Annotated in this window: 15 protein-coding genes; 9 read left to right on the top strand and 6 right to left on the bottom strand. The window is 68.6% G+C overall.

The genetic code is table 11. The features are described 5' to 3' along the window. Nucleotides 1-61 precede the first annotated feature (61 nt). From PV762_RS26640 to PV762_RS26625, 4 genes are all read left to right on the top strand, one after another. The gene (locus tag PV762_RS26640; RefSeq protein WP_421038019.1) at nt 62-1,453 is read left to right on the top strand and encodes a PQQ-dependent sugar dehydrogenase; all 1,392 of its coding nucleotides are present in this window, start codon (nt 62-64) and stop codon (nt 1,451-1,453) included. Nucleotides 1,454-1,544: 91 nt separating this feature from the next. After that, nucleotides 1,545-2,141, top strand: a complete 597-nt coding sequence (locus tag PV762_RS26635; protein WP_421038018.1) for a hypothetical protein — start codon at nt 1,545-1,547, stop codon at nt 2,139-2,141. Nucleotides 2,142-2,250: 109 nt separating this feature from the next. Continuing rightward, nucleotides 2,251-2,595, top strand: coding sequence for a helix-turn-helix domain-containing protein (locus PV762_RS26630; RefSeq protein WP_421038017.1), 345 nt, complete (start codon nt 2,251-2,253; stop codon nt 2,593-2,595). Further along, nucleotides 2,592-4,043 (top strand): type II toxin-antitoxin system HipA family toxin, encoded by a 1,452-nt coding sequence (locus tag PV762_RS26625; protein ID WP_421038016.1) that lies wholly within the window; start codon nt 2,592-2,594, stop codon nt 4,041-4,043. The genes PV762_RS26630 and PV762_RS26625 overlap by 4 nt, the downstream gene beginning before the upstream one ends. Here the strand turns inward: PV762_RS26625 and PV762_RS26620 are convergent. Then, on the bottom strand, nt 4,000-4,563 hold the full coding sequence (locus PV762_RS26620; RefSeq protein WP_421038015.1) for a hemerythrin domain-containing protein: 564 nt from the start codon (nt 4,561-4,563) through the stop codon (nt 4,000-4,002). The two genes, PV762_RS26625 and PV762_RS26620, sit on opposite strands and share 44 nt — an antisense overlap. After that, entirely contained in the window at nt 4,560-4,817 is a 258-nt protein-coding gene (locus PV762_RS26615) for a hypothetical protein (RefSeq protein WP_421038014.1), read from the bottom strand. The genes PV762_RS26620 and PV762_RS26615 overlap by 4 nt, the downstream gene beginning before the upstream one ends. A gap of 160 nt (nt 4,818-4,977) precedes the next feature. Between PV762_RS26615 and PV762_RS26610 the strand changes: the two genes are divergently transcribed. The 4 genes from PV762_RS26610 to otsB all read left to right on the top strand — a co-directional run bounded on the left by PV762_RS26610 (nt 4,978) and on the right by otsB (nt 8,909). Further along, on the top strand, nt 4,978-5,190 hold the full coding sequence (locus PV762_RS26610) for a hypothetical protein (RefSeq protein ID WP_421038013.1): 213 nt from the start codon (nt 4,978-4,980) through the stop codon (nt 5,188-5,190). 148 nt (nt 5,191-5,338) lie between these two features. Next, on the top strand, nt 5,339-5,827 hold the full coding sequence (locus tag PV762_RS26605; RefSeq protein ID WP_421038012.1) for a hypothetical protein: 489 nt from the start codon (nt 5,339-5,341) through the stop codon (nt 5,825-5,827). Further along, on the top strand, nt 5,824-8,112 hold the full coding sequence (locus PV762_RS26600; protein ID WP_421038011.1) for an alpha,alpha-trehalose-phosphate synthase (UDP-forming): 2,289 nt from the start codon (nt 5,824-5,826) through the stop codon (nt 8,110-8,112). The genes PV762_RS26605 and PV762_RS26600 overlap by 4 nt, the downstream gene beginning before the upstream one ends. Beyond that, the gene (gene otsB / locus PV762_RS26595) at nt 8,109-8,909 is read left to right on the top strand and encodes a trehalose-phosphatase (protein ID WP_421038010.1); all 801 of its coding nucleotides are present in this window, start codon (nt 8,109-8,111) and stop codon (nt 8,907-8,909) included. The genes PV762_RS26600 and otsB overlap by 4 nt, the downstream gene beginning before the upstream one ends. A gap of 89 nt (nt 8,910-8,998) precedes the next feature. On the opposite strand, the gene PV762_RS26590 is transcribed toward otsB, so the two are convergent. Both PV762_RS26590 and PV762_RS26585 read right to left on the bottom strand, forming a co-directional pair. After that, nucleotides 8,999-10,120: a mechanosensitive ion channel family protein gene (locus tag PV762_RS26590; protein WP_421038009.1), complete on the bottom strand. Its 1,122-nt coding sequence runs from the start codon at nt 10,118-10,120 to the stop codon at nt 8,999-9,001. 65 nt (nt 10,121-10,185) lie between these two features. After that, on the bottom strand, nt 10,186-11,331 hold the full coding sequence (locus tag PV762_RS26585; RefSeq protein ID WP_421038008.1) for a hypothetical protein: 1,146 nt from the start codon (nt 11,329-11,331) through the stop codon (nt 10,186-10,188). Between the two features lie 12 nt (nt 11,332-11,343). On the opposite strand from PV762_RS26585, the gene PV762_RS26580 reads away from it, so the two are divergent. Next, a complete protein-coding gene (locus tag PV762_RS26580; protein ID WP_421038007.1) occupies nt 11,344-11,706 on the top strand; it encodes a hypothetical protein in 363 nt (120 codons plus the stop codon). Here the strand turns inward: PV762_RS26580 and PV762_RS26575 are convergent. Then, the gene (locus PV762_RS26575; protein ID WP_421038006.1) at nt 11,657-12,451 is read right to left on the bottom strand and encodes a hypothetical protein; all 795 of its coding nucleotides are present in this window, start codon (nt 12,449-12,451) and stop codon (nt 11,657-11,659) included. The two genes, PV762_RS26580 and PV762_RS26575, sit on opposite strands and share 50 nt — an antisense overlap. A gap of 138 nt (nt 12,452-12,589) precedes the next feature. Next, nucleotides 12,590-13,993, bottom strand: coding sequence for an RNA polymerase factor sigma-54 (gene rpoN / locus PV762_RS26570; RefSeq protein ID WP_421038005.1), 1,404 nt, complete (start codon nt 13,991-13,993; stop codon nt 12,590-12,592). Between the last annotated feature and the right edge of the window lie 537 nt (nt 13,994-14,530).

The following is a 14,530-nucleotide window of genomic DNA, read 5'->3' as shown; positions in this document are numbered from 1 at the left end:
GCTTGCTCATTGCATCGCTGCTGCCGCCCTTGCCGGGGCGGCCTCTGGATGGAGAACCCGAATGAACAAGTCGTCCCTGGTCTGCCGCGTCATCGTGGGCGCTGCCTTCTCCTGCGCCGCTGCCGCGGTGCTCGCGCTCGAGGCGCAACCCGCGACCCCGCCCGGCTACGGTCCCAACCCCGCGCTGCCCGAGCCGCAGAAGGCGCTGGTGCCGACGATCAACGTCGCCAAGGCGATCGGTTGGCCCTCCGGCGCCAAGCCGCAGGCCGCGGCCGGTCTGGCGGTCGCGCGTTTCGCCGACAAGCTCGACCATCCGCGCTGGCTCTACGTGCTGCCCAACGGCGACGTGCTGATCGCCGAGACCAACGCCCCGGTGCGCCCCGACGACGGCAAGGGCCCCAAGGCCTGGATCACCAAGCAGTTCCAGAAGAAAGCCGGCGCCACGCCCAAGAGCGCCAACCGCATCACCCTGCTGCGGGACACCAACGGCGACGGCGTCGCGGACCAGCGTTTCGCGTTCGCGGAGGGCCTGAACTCGCCGTTCGGCATGGCGCTGGTCGGCAACAGCTTCTATGTCGCCAACACCGACGCGATCGTGCGCTTCCCCTACGCGACCGGGCAGACCCGGCTGGCCGGCAAGCCGACGAAGGTCGCGGACCTGCCCGGCGGCACCATCAACCACCATTGGACCAAGAGCCTGATCGCGAATGCGGAAGGCACCAAGCTCTACGCCGGCATCGGCTCCAACAGCAACGTGGCAGAGAACGGCATCGAGAACGAACAGCGTCGCGCCGCGATCCTGGAGATCGACCTGCAGAGCGGTTCGACGCGCGTGTTCGCGTCGGGCCTGCGCAATCCGGTCGGCCTGGCCTGGGAGCCCACGAGCAAGGCGCTCTGGGTCGCGGTCAACGAGCGCGACGAACTCGGCGACGACCTGGTGCCCGACTACATCACCTCGGTCCAGGACGGCGGCTTCTACGGCTGGCCCTACAGCTGGTACGGCAAGCACGTCGACGAGCGCGTCAAGCCGCAGCGGCCCGAGCTCGTGGAGAAGGCGCTGGTGCCGGACTTCGCCGTGGGCGCGCACACCGCCTCGCTCGGATTGGCTTCCTCTGACGGCAACCAGCTGACACAGGAATTCGCCCACGGCATGTTCATCGGCCAGCACGGTTCGTGGAATCGCAAGGTGCCGGCGGGCTACAAGGTGGTGTTCGTGCCTTTCGTCGGCGCCAAGCCCAGCGGTCTGCCGGTCGATGTGGTGACCGGCTTCCTCGACGCGCAGGGCCAGGCGATGGGGCGTCCGGTCGGCGTCGCGCTCGACCGCCAGGGCGCGCTGCTGGTGGCTGACGACGTCGGCAACGTCATCTGGCGCGTCACCGCCACCGGCGCCGCGGGACCGCAGGCCGCCTTCCCGGCGGCCGCCGGCGCGGCCAGCACCCCGGCGTCGCGCTGACACGAACTACCAGGGACGGGGATCGACAGAGTCCGATGCGTCATCGCGACGGCCCGACCGGGTCGGCGACAGGCGCTTGCGGACCCTCACCATGTCGAATCCCTTCCTTGTCACAACGCCCCGGTGCCATCGCGCGGAGGATGGTCACGGCTGCGCGGAGACGCCTGAGTCCGTCGCGACGCCTCGTCACGGCGGGCAGCAGCAGCGCCAGCAGGATTTCCTTTCCCGATTGAAGGACCGGCTACGGGAGACGTTTCCCCGCCTGCGCGCAGGGTTTCGCTCCCAATCGCCGGTTCCCATGCCGCCCCCGGTGACGCTTTCAGAAGTGAAGCGCCGGCATCGGCAATGGCGTCACGCCGACTGCCCCGCCTGCGGCGATCGCATGACCTCGTTCATGGACACCGCATGGCAGTTCCTCGACGCGAACAAGGGTGGCCGGACGCCCTTGCAACAACGGGAGGTGGCCCAGGTGACCGCCTGGATGGACGACTTGCGCGGGGTCTGGTCCGCGAACAAGCGCATCCCGCAGACCCATCCGGTGGGGCGTGTGCTGGCGAGGCTGGCGGCCCGCTTTTCCTGCTGCAGTCCGGCTGTGCGCAAGCGGCGCGCACGTGCCCGTCAGGTGGAGACGATCCGAGAGCGATGGCTGCTGCCTCGCGTCATGTCCCCTGCGGTGCCGTTGCGCTGATATGGCAACATAGTTCCACATTCTTCATTTATGGCACTTTATTTCCAATCTGCTTGACCGGCATTCAGCAATAAAGTACCTTTTCGGAACGAATTGGAACTTTATTGCCATGATGACGCTTCCTGAGATTGCGGACACCCTGCGCGACGCGGCCCGGCGAAACGGGGTGACGCAGGCCCGTCTGGCCGGCGCGGCGGGTATTTCCTCCCGCACGCTCACCCATGTGCTCAGCGGACAGGAAGATTTCCGCGTCTCGACCTTGATGGCGGTCGCCCATCAGTTGGGACTCGAACTGGTGCTGGTGCCCAAGGGCGCCGCCCGGGCCGTCGCCGCCGGAGACGTCCTGGGACCGCCTGTGCGGTCGGTGGTGACCGAGGCCCTGGAAGCGCTGCACGCGCAGCGCGACGCGACCCCCGGTGCCGCCACCATGCCGGCCGCAAGGAGGCTCCCATGAACGTGAAGGTCCTGGCGATCCACCTGGGCACGATGCGCATGGGCGTGCTGTTCCAGTACGTCCTGAACGGCGACTCGGTGATCAACCGCTTCGTCGCCGACGAGGACCTCATGACGCGTGCCGGTCCGGGGACGCCGACGCCCACGCTGTCACTGTCCATGCGGGCGGCCACGCCCGAAGCGCAGGCCGCGCTGTGGCGCAACATCCGCTCGGTCAGCTTCAACGGGCGTCACTCGCCGGCGGCGGGCTGGCTGCTGCCGAGCTTCTTCCAGAACCTGCTGCCGGAGGGCGTGTTCCGCCATCACGTCGCGGAACTCCGCGACTGCGCGCCGAACGACCACTTCGAGATGCTTGCGGCCTGCGGCAAGGACCTGCCTGGCAACGTCCATGCACTCCCGATCGAGCTGACCCGCGAGGAACTCGCCCGCTACGTCACGCAAGGACAGGACGCGCTGGAGATGTCCGTCACGGCGGATCCGCTCGACGAAGGCGTCTCGCTGTCGGGCGTGCAGCCCAAGCTCGGCGTCATCCGGGACGGCGAACGCTATGTCGGGCGGACCAAGGACCATGACACCCACATCATCGCGAAGCTGCCGGTGGTGGGCCAACCGCTGCTGCCCGAAGTCGAGGAGCTCAGCCTGCGCTTGGCGCGCGCCGCCGGCGTGGACACCTGCGAGGCTGCGCTGGAGCCGCTGGAACGGCTGGGACTGCAGCACGGCTACGACCTCGGCGACGCCACGGCGGAAACCAATTTCCTGGCCGTGACGCGTTTCGACCGATCGCCGGCGGGACGCATCCATGTCGAAGACTTCGCGCAGATCCTCGGTTGCGCGCCGGAGGACAAGTACGGCCGCGGGCCGGACGGCGAGCGCATCAGCTACCTCGATCTCGCGGCGGTGCTGATGACCGAGGCGTCCATGGGCGAGCCGGCCGTGCACGAACTGCTGCGGCGCATCGTCGTCAACGAGTTGATCGGCAATGCCGACATGCACCTGAAGAACATCGGCGTGCGCTACCTCGATGGCATCACCCCGACGCTCTCGCCCGCCTACGACCTCGTGGCCTATGCGGTGTTCCACCGCCTGCGCGGCCATGCGCTCCACATCCTGCCGCCGCCTCTGCTGCCGCGGCGCGCCGCCACATCGGACGGCAGTGGCGCGCCTCTCTTGCGGCAGTCGATGTCGCCTGCACTGCTGCAGGTCTTCTGTGATCGCCTGCGGATTCCCGTCAAGCCGGCGGAAACGGCGATCACGCGCTGCGTGAAGGCGGCTTTCGCCACCTGGCCGTCGATGATCGAGGCCTCCACCTTGACGGCGCAGCAGAAGGAGCGTCTGCTCGCGCAGTTCACGGCGCATCCGCTGGTCGCATCGTTGGCGCGTCGCGCCGAACGCGCGGCCGCCAGGCTCACGCGTCCTGCTGACGCTCGTACTCCCGGCTCTCCAGGCTGAGTTCGTCGCGCCATTGGCGGTCGAGCTCGTCGCGACGCCGGCGCAGCGCCCCCGACAGCGCGCGCCAATCGACCGAAGACGCATGCGTGAGGCGCGGCAGGATGCCCTGCTCCACGTCCTGCGCATGGTGGGTGACGTAGCGGCCGAGCACACCCACCAGCGGCGCGAACTGCGTATCGTCCGCGCGCATGCGGCGCAACTGCGACATCAGGATGCGCACCACGAGATGCTCGATCTCGGCCTCGTTGATCAGGCGACGCTCGACGACGCCGATCTCCGGGCACCTGCGCACCGCCGGATAGAACACCTCCTCCTCCAGCGTCGCATGCACCGTCAGCAGCGCGCAGGTGCGGCGCACCAGCGCCTCGCAGGATTCGTGATCCCCCAGCGCCCAGAGCCGGTCGAATTGGTGGAAGGCGTGCTGCGCGCGCTGATGGTCGTCGACCAGCAGCGCCACGACCTCGTCGCGCGCCATCAGGTCCGCGCGGAAGTCGGCCTGCGGCAGGACATGCGACCTCATGCGGGTTCTCCTTGCTCCACGTGGCGGTCCATCTGCTGGCGTGCCGGCGCGGCGTGGTCGTCGTGGTAACGCTTCGGACCGTCCGGATGCACGCCCGGATCGTCGGGATGCTCGTGCGGCGCCTGGTCGGGGCCGGGCGCGGGCGGATCGGCCGGGCGATCCTCTGTCGAGCGCCGCGGCTGATCGGGCTTGGGCGAGGCCGCCCGCACCGCGGGGCGGGACGTCTCGAATGCCGGGTCGTTCATGAGGCTCATGAGGCGGGCTCCTGGGGCTTCTGTGTCCATCGTGTTCCGGCAAACGCGGTGCCGCCCCCGCGCCAGTCGCGGCGCCCGCTTCGGCAGCGCTTGCCGACAGAACGTCCGGATGGCATCAGGCGCGCCGCTTGCAAGGCGTCGCGCGACGACAAGGAACGCCATGCACCAACTGCCCCTGCCCTTCGAGGCCCATTCGATCCCGCCGAGTCCGCCGCATCCGAACGAGGTTCCCTTCGTTCCGCCGCCGCCGCACGGCCCGACGCCCGAGCCCGGCGACGATCCGCCCGGCATCATCGATCCGCCCATTCCGGGCGAAAACCCGGTGCCGGTGCGCGAACCGCCCTACATGCCGCCGCCTACGGCCGTGAACTGATCCCGCACGACGCCCGGGCGGAGGCCCGTCGGGGCGACACGCGGGCCACAGCCGGGCCGGGCGGGCGCATGCCGACCCGCACCGGACCTGGGCGGCACGGCGATTGCCATCGTCAGGGGCTTGTTTCCCTCTGTCACAGGAGTCGCCTTTGAATGCACTGCTGCTCCCGGCGCTGCGCCGGGCATGCGCCGACGGCGTGTTGGCCAGCCTGTTCTCAGGGCTGGCGCTGTTGCGCGGCAGCCGGTCCGACCATGCCCATCTGGTCGGTCGTTCCGAGTACCGCGTCGGCCGTCCGCCGCTGAAGACCTCTGCCGCTGACATCGCGCTGCACGCCGCCACTGGCATGGTGTGGGGCGCCCTTTACGACCGGCTGCGCGCGATGCGCCGCCGGCCCACGCGCGGCAACGCCGTCACCGACGCGCTGCTGCTGACGGCGGTCGCCGTGGGCGTCGACCGCGTCGTCACCCCCAGCGTGCTGACGCCCGGCGCCGACAAACGCGCCACGGCCTCGGGCACGCGGCCGCCATCGGTCGCCAGCCTGCTGCTCGTCTACGGCGCGTTCGCGGCCGGGCTCGCGCTCGGCGGCATGCATGCGATGAAGCACCCTGCGCCGCGTCGCGCGGGGGACCCGGCATGAAGTCGCTCCACCTCCAGATCCGCTTCCTGGTCCCGCTGCTGATCACCCTGACCGTCGCGGCGCTGCTGGCGCTGCCGCTGCTGGACCGCATGACGCTGCGCTGGTTCTCGCGCGACCTCAGCCTGCGCGGCGCCATGGTCGCCAAGACCCTGTCCGTCGCCATCAGCGACATCGACCCCAGCGCCCAGCGCGAACGTCTGCGCAACCTGCTGGAGCGCGGCGTGCTCGACGAGCGCCTCGTCGGCATCGCGCTGTGCGCGCCCGACGGCACGCAAGTCATGAGCACCAAGGGCTTCCCGGGCTCGCTCAGCTGCAAGGAGGCAGAAGCCAGCGCCGCGCTGAAGGATCCCCGTCTGGAGCTGACCAGCGGCGCCGTCCACATCGGCGTGTTCCCGGTCAATCCGGCGCAGCCCGACGCTGAACGCCTGGTGCTGCTGCATGACCTCAGCCTGCCTGACCGGCGCAGCCTGGACACGCGGCGCTACATGATCATCTTCATCACCGTGCTGGGTCTGGCGATCGCCGGCATCACGATGATCGTGGCGCAGTTGAGCTGGCGCGGCTGGGTCTCCGGCATGCGCGCCATCCTGCGCGGCGAGGGGCTGGTCCGGCCGCTGCTCAACACGGGCGGCTTCCGTGGCGGACCCGAAACGGCGCCGCCCGAGCTGCAGCCGCTGGAGGTCGAGATCCGCCAGCACATCCGCGAACTCGAGGACAACCTCTACCGCGAGCACGGCCCGCTGACGCCCTGGGACCCCGAACGCCTGCGCGGCCTGCTGCGCACGCAGCTGCGCGGCGACCAGGTGATCGTGGTCTCCAACCGCGAGCCCTACATCCACCAGCGCGGTCCCGACGGCATCACCGTCAGCCGGCCCGCCAGCGGCCTGGTCACCGCGGTCGAGCCGGTGATGCGCGCCTGCTCCGGCACCTGGATCGCGCACGGCAGCGGCAGCGCCGACCGGGACGTCGTCGACGCGCACGACCGCGTCGCGGTGCCGCCCGACACGCAGGACTACCTGCTGCGCCGCGTCTGGCTCAGCGAAGAGGAAGAACGCGGCTACTACCAGGGCTTCGCCAACGAAGGCCTGTGGCCGCTGTGCCACGTGGCGCACGTCCGCCCCGTCTTCCGCGAATCGGACTGGGCGCAGTACAAGGCCGTGAACCAGCGCTTCGCCGATGCGGTCGTGGCCGAGGCCCGCGGCGACGATCCGGTGGTGCTGGTGCAGGACTACCACTTCGCGCTGCTGCCCGCGATGGTCCGCGCCAAGCTGCCCAAGGCGACCATCATCACCTTCTGGCACATCCCCTGGCCCAACCCCGAGTCCTTCGGCATCTGCCCGTGGCGACGCGAGCTGCTGCAGGGCATGCTGGGCAGCACTATCCTGGGTTTCCACACCCGCTTCCATTGCAAGAACTTCACCGAGACGGTGGACCGCTACCTGGAAGCGCGGATCGAGCACGAGCACTCCACCATCAGCTACCAGGACGAACCGACGCTGGTCCAGAGTTATCCGATCTCGATCGCCTGGCCGACCGACGAGGAACGCGCCGGTTGGGCGTCCCCGGCCGACGCGCGCGCCGCCGTGTTCGAGCGCCTCAAGCTCGCGCCCGACACCGTGATGGCGGTCGGCGTGGACCGCTTCGACTACACCAAGGGCATCCTGGAGCGGCTGCACGCGGTCGAGCGGCTGCTGGAGAAGCATCCGCAGTGGCAGGGGCGCTTCGTGCTCGTGCAGGTGGCGGCGCCGACGCGCAACGCGCTGGAGGAATACCGCGAGTTCCAGGACCGTATCCACCGCGTCACCGAGCGCATCAACCTGCGCTTCGGCGAGGCTGGCTACAAGCCGGTCGTGCTGCTGGCCGAGCACCACGACCATGCGGCGCTGATGTCGCTCTACCGTGCCGCGCACATGTGCGTGGTGACCAGCCTGCATGACGGCATGAACCTGGTGTCCAAGGAGTTCATCGCCGCGCGCGACGACGAACAGGGCGTGCTGATCCTGAGCCGTTTCGCCGGCGCGGCGCGCGAGCTGCAGGAGGCGCTGGTCATCAACCCGTACCACGTCGAGGAAACCACCGACGCCCTGCACCGTGCGGCGCTCATGCCGACGCAGGAACAGCGCGAGCGCATGGCCAGCCTGCGCATGACGGTGCGCGAATTCAACGTCTACCGCTGGGCCGGCCGCATGCTCACCGACGCCGGTCAATGGCGGCTGCGCGAGCGCATCACGCGGCGCGTGCAGCGGCGTTCGCGGGAAGCCGGAGAGGAGACCATGACGCCATGATGCCGACGCGATATCTGCTCGACGCGGAGGGCCGCGCCGCGATCGCCCGCCTCATGACACGCCGCCCCTTGCTGGGCTTCGACTTCGACGGCACGTTGGCGCCCATCGTCATGCATCCGGACGAGGCCCGGCTGCCCGAGTCCACCGCGAAGCTGCTTGAGCGGCTGGCGGCGCGGCTGCCGATCGCGGTGGTCAGCGGGCGGCAGGTGCTGGACGTGCGGCACCGGCTCGGATTCAAGCCCACGCACATCGTCGGCAACCACGGGGCGGAGGATGAGTTCGACGGGCCTGACCCGCGCGTGGTCACCACGCTGGGCGCGTTCCGGGACAGGATGCTGCGCATGGAGCCCGACCTGAACCGGGCCGGCGCCACGATCGAGGACAAGGGCGCCTCGATCGCGATCCATTACCGCATGGCGCCCAATCCGGTGGCCGCGCGGGAGGCGATCGCCGCGCTCATCGCGGAACTCCCGCCAGGGGTCCTCACCGAACCGGGCAAGCGCGTGGTCAACGTGCTTGTCGACGGCGCGCCCGACAAGGGCGATGCGATGACGCGGCTCACCGCGCGTTACGGCGCCGATGCGGGCTTCTACGTCGGCGACGACACCAACGATGAGCCGGCCTTCGAGCGTGCGGCGGCAGATTGGGTCACGGTGCGTGTCGGTCCGAGACTCGATCACAGCCATGCGAGGTACTACCTCAACGAGCAGGCGGAGATCGACGACGTGCTCCGACTGATGCTTGAGCACCTCGGTGATCCGGGAGAGGGGCGACCGGGTCCCCTTTTCGGAACTTAGGGAGGGAATTTGCTTGCCGGGAGGCAAGCAAAGGAGGGAGATGGAGAAAAGGGGACCCGGTTGCCCCTCTCCTTGCTCGCGCGATGCAGTCAGGGCGCCGGTGACGGCGGCAGCGATGGTTTCAGCACGGGGGCTGCGGGTGCGGGGATGTCCTCGACCAAGGCCCTCACCCGCGGCAACGACTGCGGGTGTGTTTTCTGCAGCCAGGCGATCAAGCCCTCGCGCAGCTCGCAGCGCAGGTCGAAGGCCTTGCCCGAATCTTTCGCGCTGACGAGCACACGGATCTGCATCGTGCGCTCGGTCGTCTCGACCACCTGGACGCCGCAGACGCGGCCGTCCCAGTGGGCGGAGCCCTTGCACATGGTCGTGGCCTTCTCGCGCAGTTCGTTGACGGGCAGCGTGAAGTCGACCCAGAGCATCACCGTCCCCAGGATGCTTGAGCTGGTGCGCGTCCAGTTCTGGAACGGGTTCTCGATGAACCATTGCAGCGGGATGACCAGCCGGCGCTCGTCCCAGATCTTGAGTACGACGTAGGTCGAGGTGATCTCCTCCACCCGGCCCCATTCGCCCTGGATGATGAGCACGTCGTCGAGGCGGATCGGCTGCGCCATCGCGATCTGGAGGCCGGCCAGCAGGTTGCCGAAGACGGACTTCGCGGCCAGGCCGAAGACCAGCCCGGCGATGCCCGCGGAAGCCAGCAGGCTGGCGCCGACCTGCTTCGCCCGCGGGAAGGTCATCAGGATGAAGGCCAGTGCGGTCAGCATGACCGCCCCCTTGGCCACGCGCGCCAGCACCTTGGTCTGCGTCTGGATGCGGCGGGCGGCGAGGTTGTCCTCCACGTCCGCGGGATTGAGCAACGCCACGCCGTTGGCGACGCCGGTGATCGCGCCTGCGGCCACCGCCGCGATCGCCATGATGCACAGCACGCCCAGCAGATGCTGCACGCCGTTGATGCCGGGCATCGTGTCGGGCACGCCCTGTGCGGCGATCAGCAGGCCGATGAGCGGAAGGGCCCATCGGACCGGGTTGTCGATGCGCTGCACGACCGAGGTCAGCAGCGGCGAGAACCGCGCCAGGCGCTGCGCGATCGGTCGCAGGACGGCGTGCAGCAGCAGCGCGCCGACGATGATCACCAGCGCGCCGAGCAACAGCTGACCCCAGAGCATGAGGTCGGTATCGAGGAGGGTGAAGCGGGATTTCCAGGCTTGCATGCCGGGGGCGGGCAAGCGCCGTTCCGCCGCAGGTCTCCCGGCTGCCGCCCGCGATGCAAGCGTCGTCAGCCGCGCTCGAAGAGCTCGGTGAATCCCTCCACCTGCACGGGCCGTGCCGATGCGCCCTCATTGTCGGAGGAAGAGAGCGAGGAACTCGACGAGGGCCGCGGGAGCGCAACCATCGCCACCGGACGCTGCGGCCTAGGGCCATCCGTGCGCGCAGGGACCATGCGTGCCCCCAGCAATGCGTTCCGCATCTCAGACATCTTTTCGTCCAGGAGCAGCAGCTCCAGTCGCTTGCCGTCATACGCGGCGATGCGGCGCCGGACCGCGACCGCGGCGCCGGGGCTGCCCTTCACCTCGGCGCGACGCAGCGCCTCCGCAGCGATGTCCTCGTACGTCGACAGCACCTTGCGCAGATCGCGATCGTCCAGCGCTCCCGGACTCGCCAGCGTGGAGAAGACGCTTCCAGTCGCGAGCATGTCGCTGGTGCTTCCGACCAACGAGTCGATGCGCCTGTGCAAGTCGTTGACGTGTTCCAGCCTCAGGACGCCCGGGTCCCTCGGATCGATTCCGGAACCTTCCGCCGCGTGACGCACGTCCTCCCACAGCGCGTTCAGACGTTGCCAGCGCGGCACGAGCAGCGCATGGAACGATCGATTCATCTTTTGTTCATAAAGGTGGCGGATGTCCGGCCATGCCTCGTACGCCTCCAGACATCGCGACAAGCGGCGGGCCGCGGTCAGCAAGCTCGTCGCGTTGGCGGCGTCCGCAGTCGGATCTTTCCGGAGCTGGCGGGCCAACTCCGACACACAAAAGCACAACAACGCTCTCAGTCTCTCCCCGTGCTGGCGAGGCTGCTCAAAGCAGGCGAGGACGACATCCAGATCCCGGATCGACTGCGGACGGGACGCCTTGGACCCGGGCTGTTCTCCGGCGAGCGGCGGAAGGCTGCCTGCCGGGAGGTCGCCTGCCAGACAAGCTCTCAGCGCGGCGTGCCACGGTAATTCTTGACGCTTGTTCGGATGGAACTCCTGCGCTTCAAACAGCTGATCCAGAGCGCAACTCGAAGGTGAGATCGGAAACATGGTATCGACAGGCGCGGTGACGCTTTCAATGATCGAAGGTCTTGAGTGGCACCGCGATCCGTCCAGTGCGTCGCCGTCGGAGCACCGGGCCGGCCGCTTGCCGATTCCGGACGACATCGTCAACGAGGAGCCGTCATGGCGGACACCAAGACCAGAAGCAGTTCAGACAGCGGCCCGGCGCCGTCGCGCCGCATGCTCGACAAGTCGCCCGTGGCGCCCGGTTCGGTCGAGCCCGACGCCGCGCCGACGCACAACGACGACGCGCAGCTGCCGCATGAACGCGATCAGAGCACCGGCGGCGAGTCGACCGGCGGCATGGGATCCGGCGCGGCGGGCGAGGATCAGCGCGCCGTCATCGGTCAGGCCCATGAGGACCTGAAGCAGGGTCAGGTGGACACCGATCTGCGCTCCACGCCGGGACTCGACGCGGAGCGGCGCGACAGCCTGGTCAAGGACGTGAAGCCGTCGGATCCGTCGAAGGCTTCCTCGGATCGCTGATGTCCGTCGGAGGTGGGGCGATCCGGTTCTCATAGAACCAGGACGACGACATCGGCGGCGCAGTCGGCGTCAGACGTGACGGGAAATGCATCGACAGCGGGGGCGCCGAGGGCTGCAAAGATCGCGCCCGCGGGGAAGCGAGCCTGCCGGGCCGATCGCTCGGCGTCAGATCGCCAGCGGTCCTCGGAGCCGCCCCGCCCGACAGTCGTAGACGTTCAGCATGGAGGTCCTGCGCTTCAGCGAGTGACGCCGCGAGGACGGCCTCGTAGCGCTCCCGGATCTCCGATTTCGCCGCGCCGGCTTCGTCGGGGCTCCGGTAGCGGCGCAGTAACGCTTCCAGCTGATCCTTCAGATGGAAGTGCTCTTCGATCTGAGCGCACAAGGGCCACCAGGACGGATCGTTGCGCCGGCTGAACTGGAGGTAGTGCCAGCGCAGCTCCTCGAGACAGGCCCCTCCCAGCGCCTTGGCCGTGTCGCTGCACAGCCCTGCGAGCGTCCGATTCCAGAAGCCGACCTGCGCCGAAGCCCTGTCGTCGCCACCCGCCCTGCAGATGTCGACGATGCGCCGGACTTCGCGGATGACCGCTTGGCGGGGGACCGTCGCCTGAACGTCTGCGGCGGAGCCGGGGAAGTCGAGGCAGCCGCTGTGGTCGCTCGTCTCGGCGCGACGTTCGGGCGGCCCGCTCACGAATCCGTCGCCCAGGTCATGGCAGCCGGTTGCGGCGGTGATCGGAAAAGACATCATGGGAGGACACTCCGAAAGAGCGCCTCAGTCGAGGGCGGCGGTCCGAGGTTCCTTCACCATCGACCCGGACCGCCCCAATGAAAACGGAGCCTCTTGGGGCTCCGTCCTTGTCTCCATCACGCCTCGGGAATCTGTTCGTCAGCTGTGCTGGCGCCGCCGTTCGACCGCATCGATGCGCAGCATCTGGCGGTACTTGGTCACCGTGCGGCGCGCGACCACCAGGCCCTGGCGGGCGAGCTGGCGCGTGATCTCGGCGTCGGAGAACGGGTTCTCCGCGCGCTCGGCCTCGATGATGTCCTTGATCAGCCCGCGGATCGCGGTGCCCGAGCAGGCGCTGCCGTTGCTGCTCACGATCGCGCGCGAGAAGAAATACTTCAGCTCATAGACGCCGCTCGGCGTCGCGAGGTACTTGTTGTTGGTCACGCGCGAGACCGTCGACTCGTGGATGCCCACCTCATCGGCGATCTCCTTGAGCCCCAGCGGCTTCATCGCCATCGCACCGAACTCCAGGAAGTGGCGCTGCCGCTTCACGATCGCGTTGGCCACGTCGAGGATGGTCGAAAAGCGCTGCTCGATGTTGCGCATCGTCCAGCGGGCCTCCTGCAGGTGATTGGCCATTTCCGCATGACCCTGCTGGCGATGGCGCTGGAACAGCTCGGCGTACACCTGGTTCATCCGCACCTTGGGGATCACGGCCGGATTCAGCTGCACGCGCCACTGGCCGCGGACCTTGGTCGTCAGCACGTCCGGCACGATGTACGCGGCCTGCGTCGTCTCGTAGCGCCAGCCCGGCCGCGGATCGAAGCGACGCAGCTTCAGGCAGATCGACTCGGCTTCCGCCACGCTCACGTCCAGCAACTGCGCCAGCGACGGGATGTCGCGGGAGGCGAGCAGGTTCAAATGCTGCGAGATGATGCGTTCGGCCAGATTGCGGCTGCGCGCGTCCTCCAGCTTGGGCAACTGCAGCAGCAGGCATTCGGCCACGTTGCGCGCACCCACGCCCAGCGGATCCAGCGCCTGCACGCGCTTGAGCGCGATCTGCATCTCGTCGATGCCCACCGGCGGCTGCATCTGCGCGACCGCCGCCAGCTCTTCGAGCGAACTGCGCAGATAGCCGTCGTCGTCCACCGACTCGGCCACGATGGTCGCCAGCACCAGATCGCGCGGCGACAGCCGCAGCACATTGAGCTGGCTGCGCAGATGCTCGCGCAGGCTGGTCTGCGCGGCGGTCATCTCCAGCGCGCTGAGTTCGCCGTCTTCCGCCCGGCGCATCGAGCCGGAGCCCTCCGCGCGCCAGATCTCGCGGTCGTCCGGGAAGGGCTCCGGCGCGTCGGACATCACCGGCGACGGCGCGACCTGCATCTCCGCTTCCAGCGGTGACGAATCGTCCGAGGATTCGGTGACTTCGAGGAAGGGATTGCGCCCCAGCATGTCCGTGACCATGGTGGAGAAGTCCAGCGAGGACATCTGCAGCAGACGCACGGCGTGCTGGAGGCGAGGCGACAGCGTCTGGGTCTGTCTGTGCTCGTGCCTGAGTTCCATTGCTCCCACTTGTGAGACTCCTGTCCGGTAGAGAGTGAGGCTGCCTGCAACCGGTTCCGGAGAGTCCCCGCCGACGAGGACGGGAACAGGTTGTAGGCAGTGCCGGCGAACCGGCCTGTTGGAGCCATCAGCGCAAGGACCATGCCACCTCGCCGGAGAAGTTTCATATGGCGGAGCGCGCGCCATTCGGCGTGCCTGCCCGGACGCCGCAAACGCAGTAGGCACGGGGCCTGCCGGGAATCGGGTGCATCGACCAGCGGATCCCCTCAACGCCTCTCGATGACCCCGCGCCGGTTCGCCCAACGTCCGTGGACCTCGCCTTCCCTCAGATTCCGCGCAAGGCTTTCGGCACCGTTTACCGAACGCCGGTCCCCTCACGTCCCCATGCTTGTCGCCAACCTCCGCTCAATCGGAAAGCGCGCACCTGGGCTTCCATACTTCCACCGCCGCCGACCCTCACACTACTCCCCCGCAAGCGGGAGCGGGAGTAAAAGGCGTAGTGCCGATTCGCCCCTCTCCCGCGGTGCGGGAGAGGGC

Origin of the sequence: Mitsuaria sp. CC2 (assembly GCF_048957715.1) — a bacterium.
Taxonomy (GTDB): domain Bacteria; phylum Pseudomonadota; class Gammaproteobacteria; order Burkholderiales; family Burkholderiaceae_C; genus Roseateles.
The sequence above is the reverse complement of the archived record's forward strand: the minus strand, read 5'-3'. Positions and strand labels throughout refer to the sequence as shown.

Excerpts from the sequence above, each read along its gene's own strand:
- PV762_RS26640 (WP_421038019.1), top strand. The coding sequence starts at position 62 with ATGAACAAGTCGTCCCTGGTCTGCCGCGTCATCGTGGGCGCTGCCTTC.
- PV762_RS26635 (WP_421038018.1), top strand. The coding sequence starts at position 1,545 with ATGTCGAATCCCTTCCTTGTCACAACGCCCCGGTGCCATCGCGCGGAG.
- PV762_RS26630 (WP_421038017.1), top strand. The coding sequence starts at position 2,251 with ATGATGACGCTTCCTGAGATTGCGGACACCCTGCGCGACGCGGCCCGG.
- PV762_RS26625 (WP_421038016.1), top strand. The coding sequence starts at position 2,592 with ATGAACGTGAAGGTCCTGGCGATCCACCTGGGCACGATGCGCATGGGC.
- PV762_RS26620 (WP_421038015.1), bottom strand. The coding sequence starts at position 4,563 with ATGAGGTCGCATGTCCTGCCGCAGGCCGACTTCCGCGCGGACCTGATG.
- PV762_RS26615 (WP_421038014.1), bottom strand. The coding sequence starts at position 4,817 with ATGAGCCTCATGAACGACCCGGCATTCGAGACGTCCCGCCCCGCGGTG.
- PV762_RS26610 (WP_421038013.1), top strand. The coding sequence starts at position 4,978 with ATGCACCAACTGCCCCTGCCCTTCGAGGCCCATTCGATCCCGCCGAGT.
- PV762_RS26600 (WP_421038011.1), top strand. The coding sequence starts at position 5,824 with ATGAAGTCGCTCCACCTCCAGATCCGCTTCCTGGTCCCGCTGCTGATC.
- otsB (WP_421038010.1), top strand. The coding sequence starts at position 8,109 with ATGATGCCGACGCGATATCTGCTCGACGCGGAGGGCCGCGCCGCGATC.
- PV762_RS26590 (WP_421038009.1), bottom strand. The coding sequence starts at position 10,120 with ATGCAAGCCTGGAAATCCCGCTTCACCCTCCTCGATACCGACCTCATG.
- PV762_RS26580 (WP_421038007.1), top strand. The coding sequence starts at position 11,344 with ATGGCGGACACCAAGACCAGAAGCAGTTCAGACAGCGGCCCGGCGCCG.
- PV762_RS26575 (WP_421038006.1), bottom strand. The coding sequence starts at position 12,451 with ATGATGTCTTTTCCGATCACCGCCGCAACCGGCTGCCATGACCTGGGC.
- rpoN (WP_421038005.1), bottom strand. The coding sequence starts at position 13,993 with ATGGAACTCAGGCACGAGCACAGACAGACCCAGACGCTGTCGCCTCGC.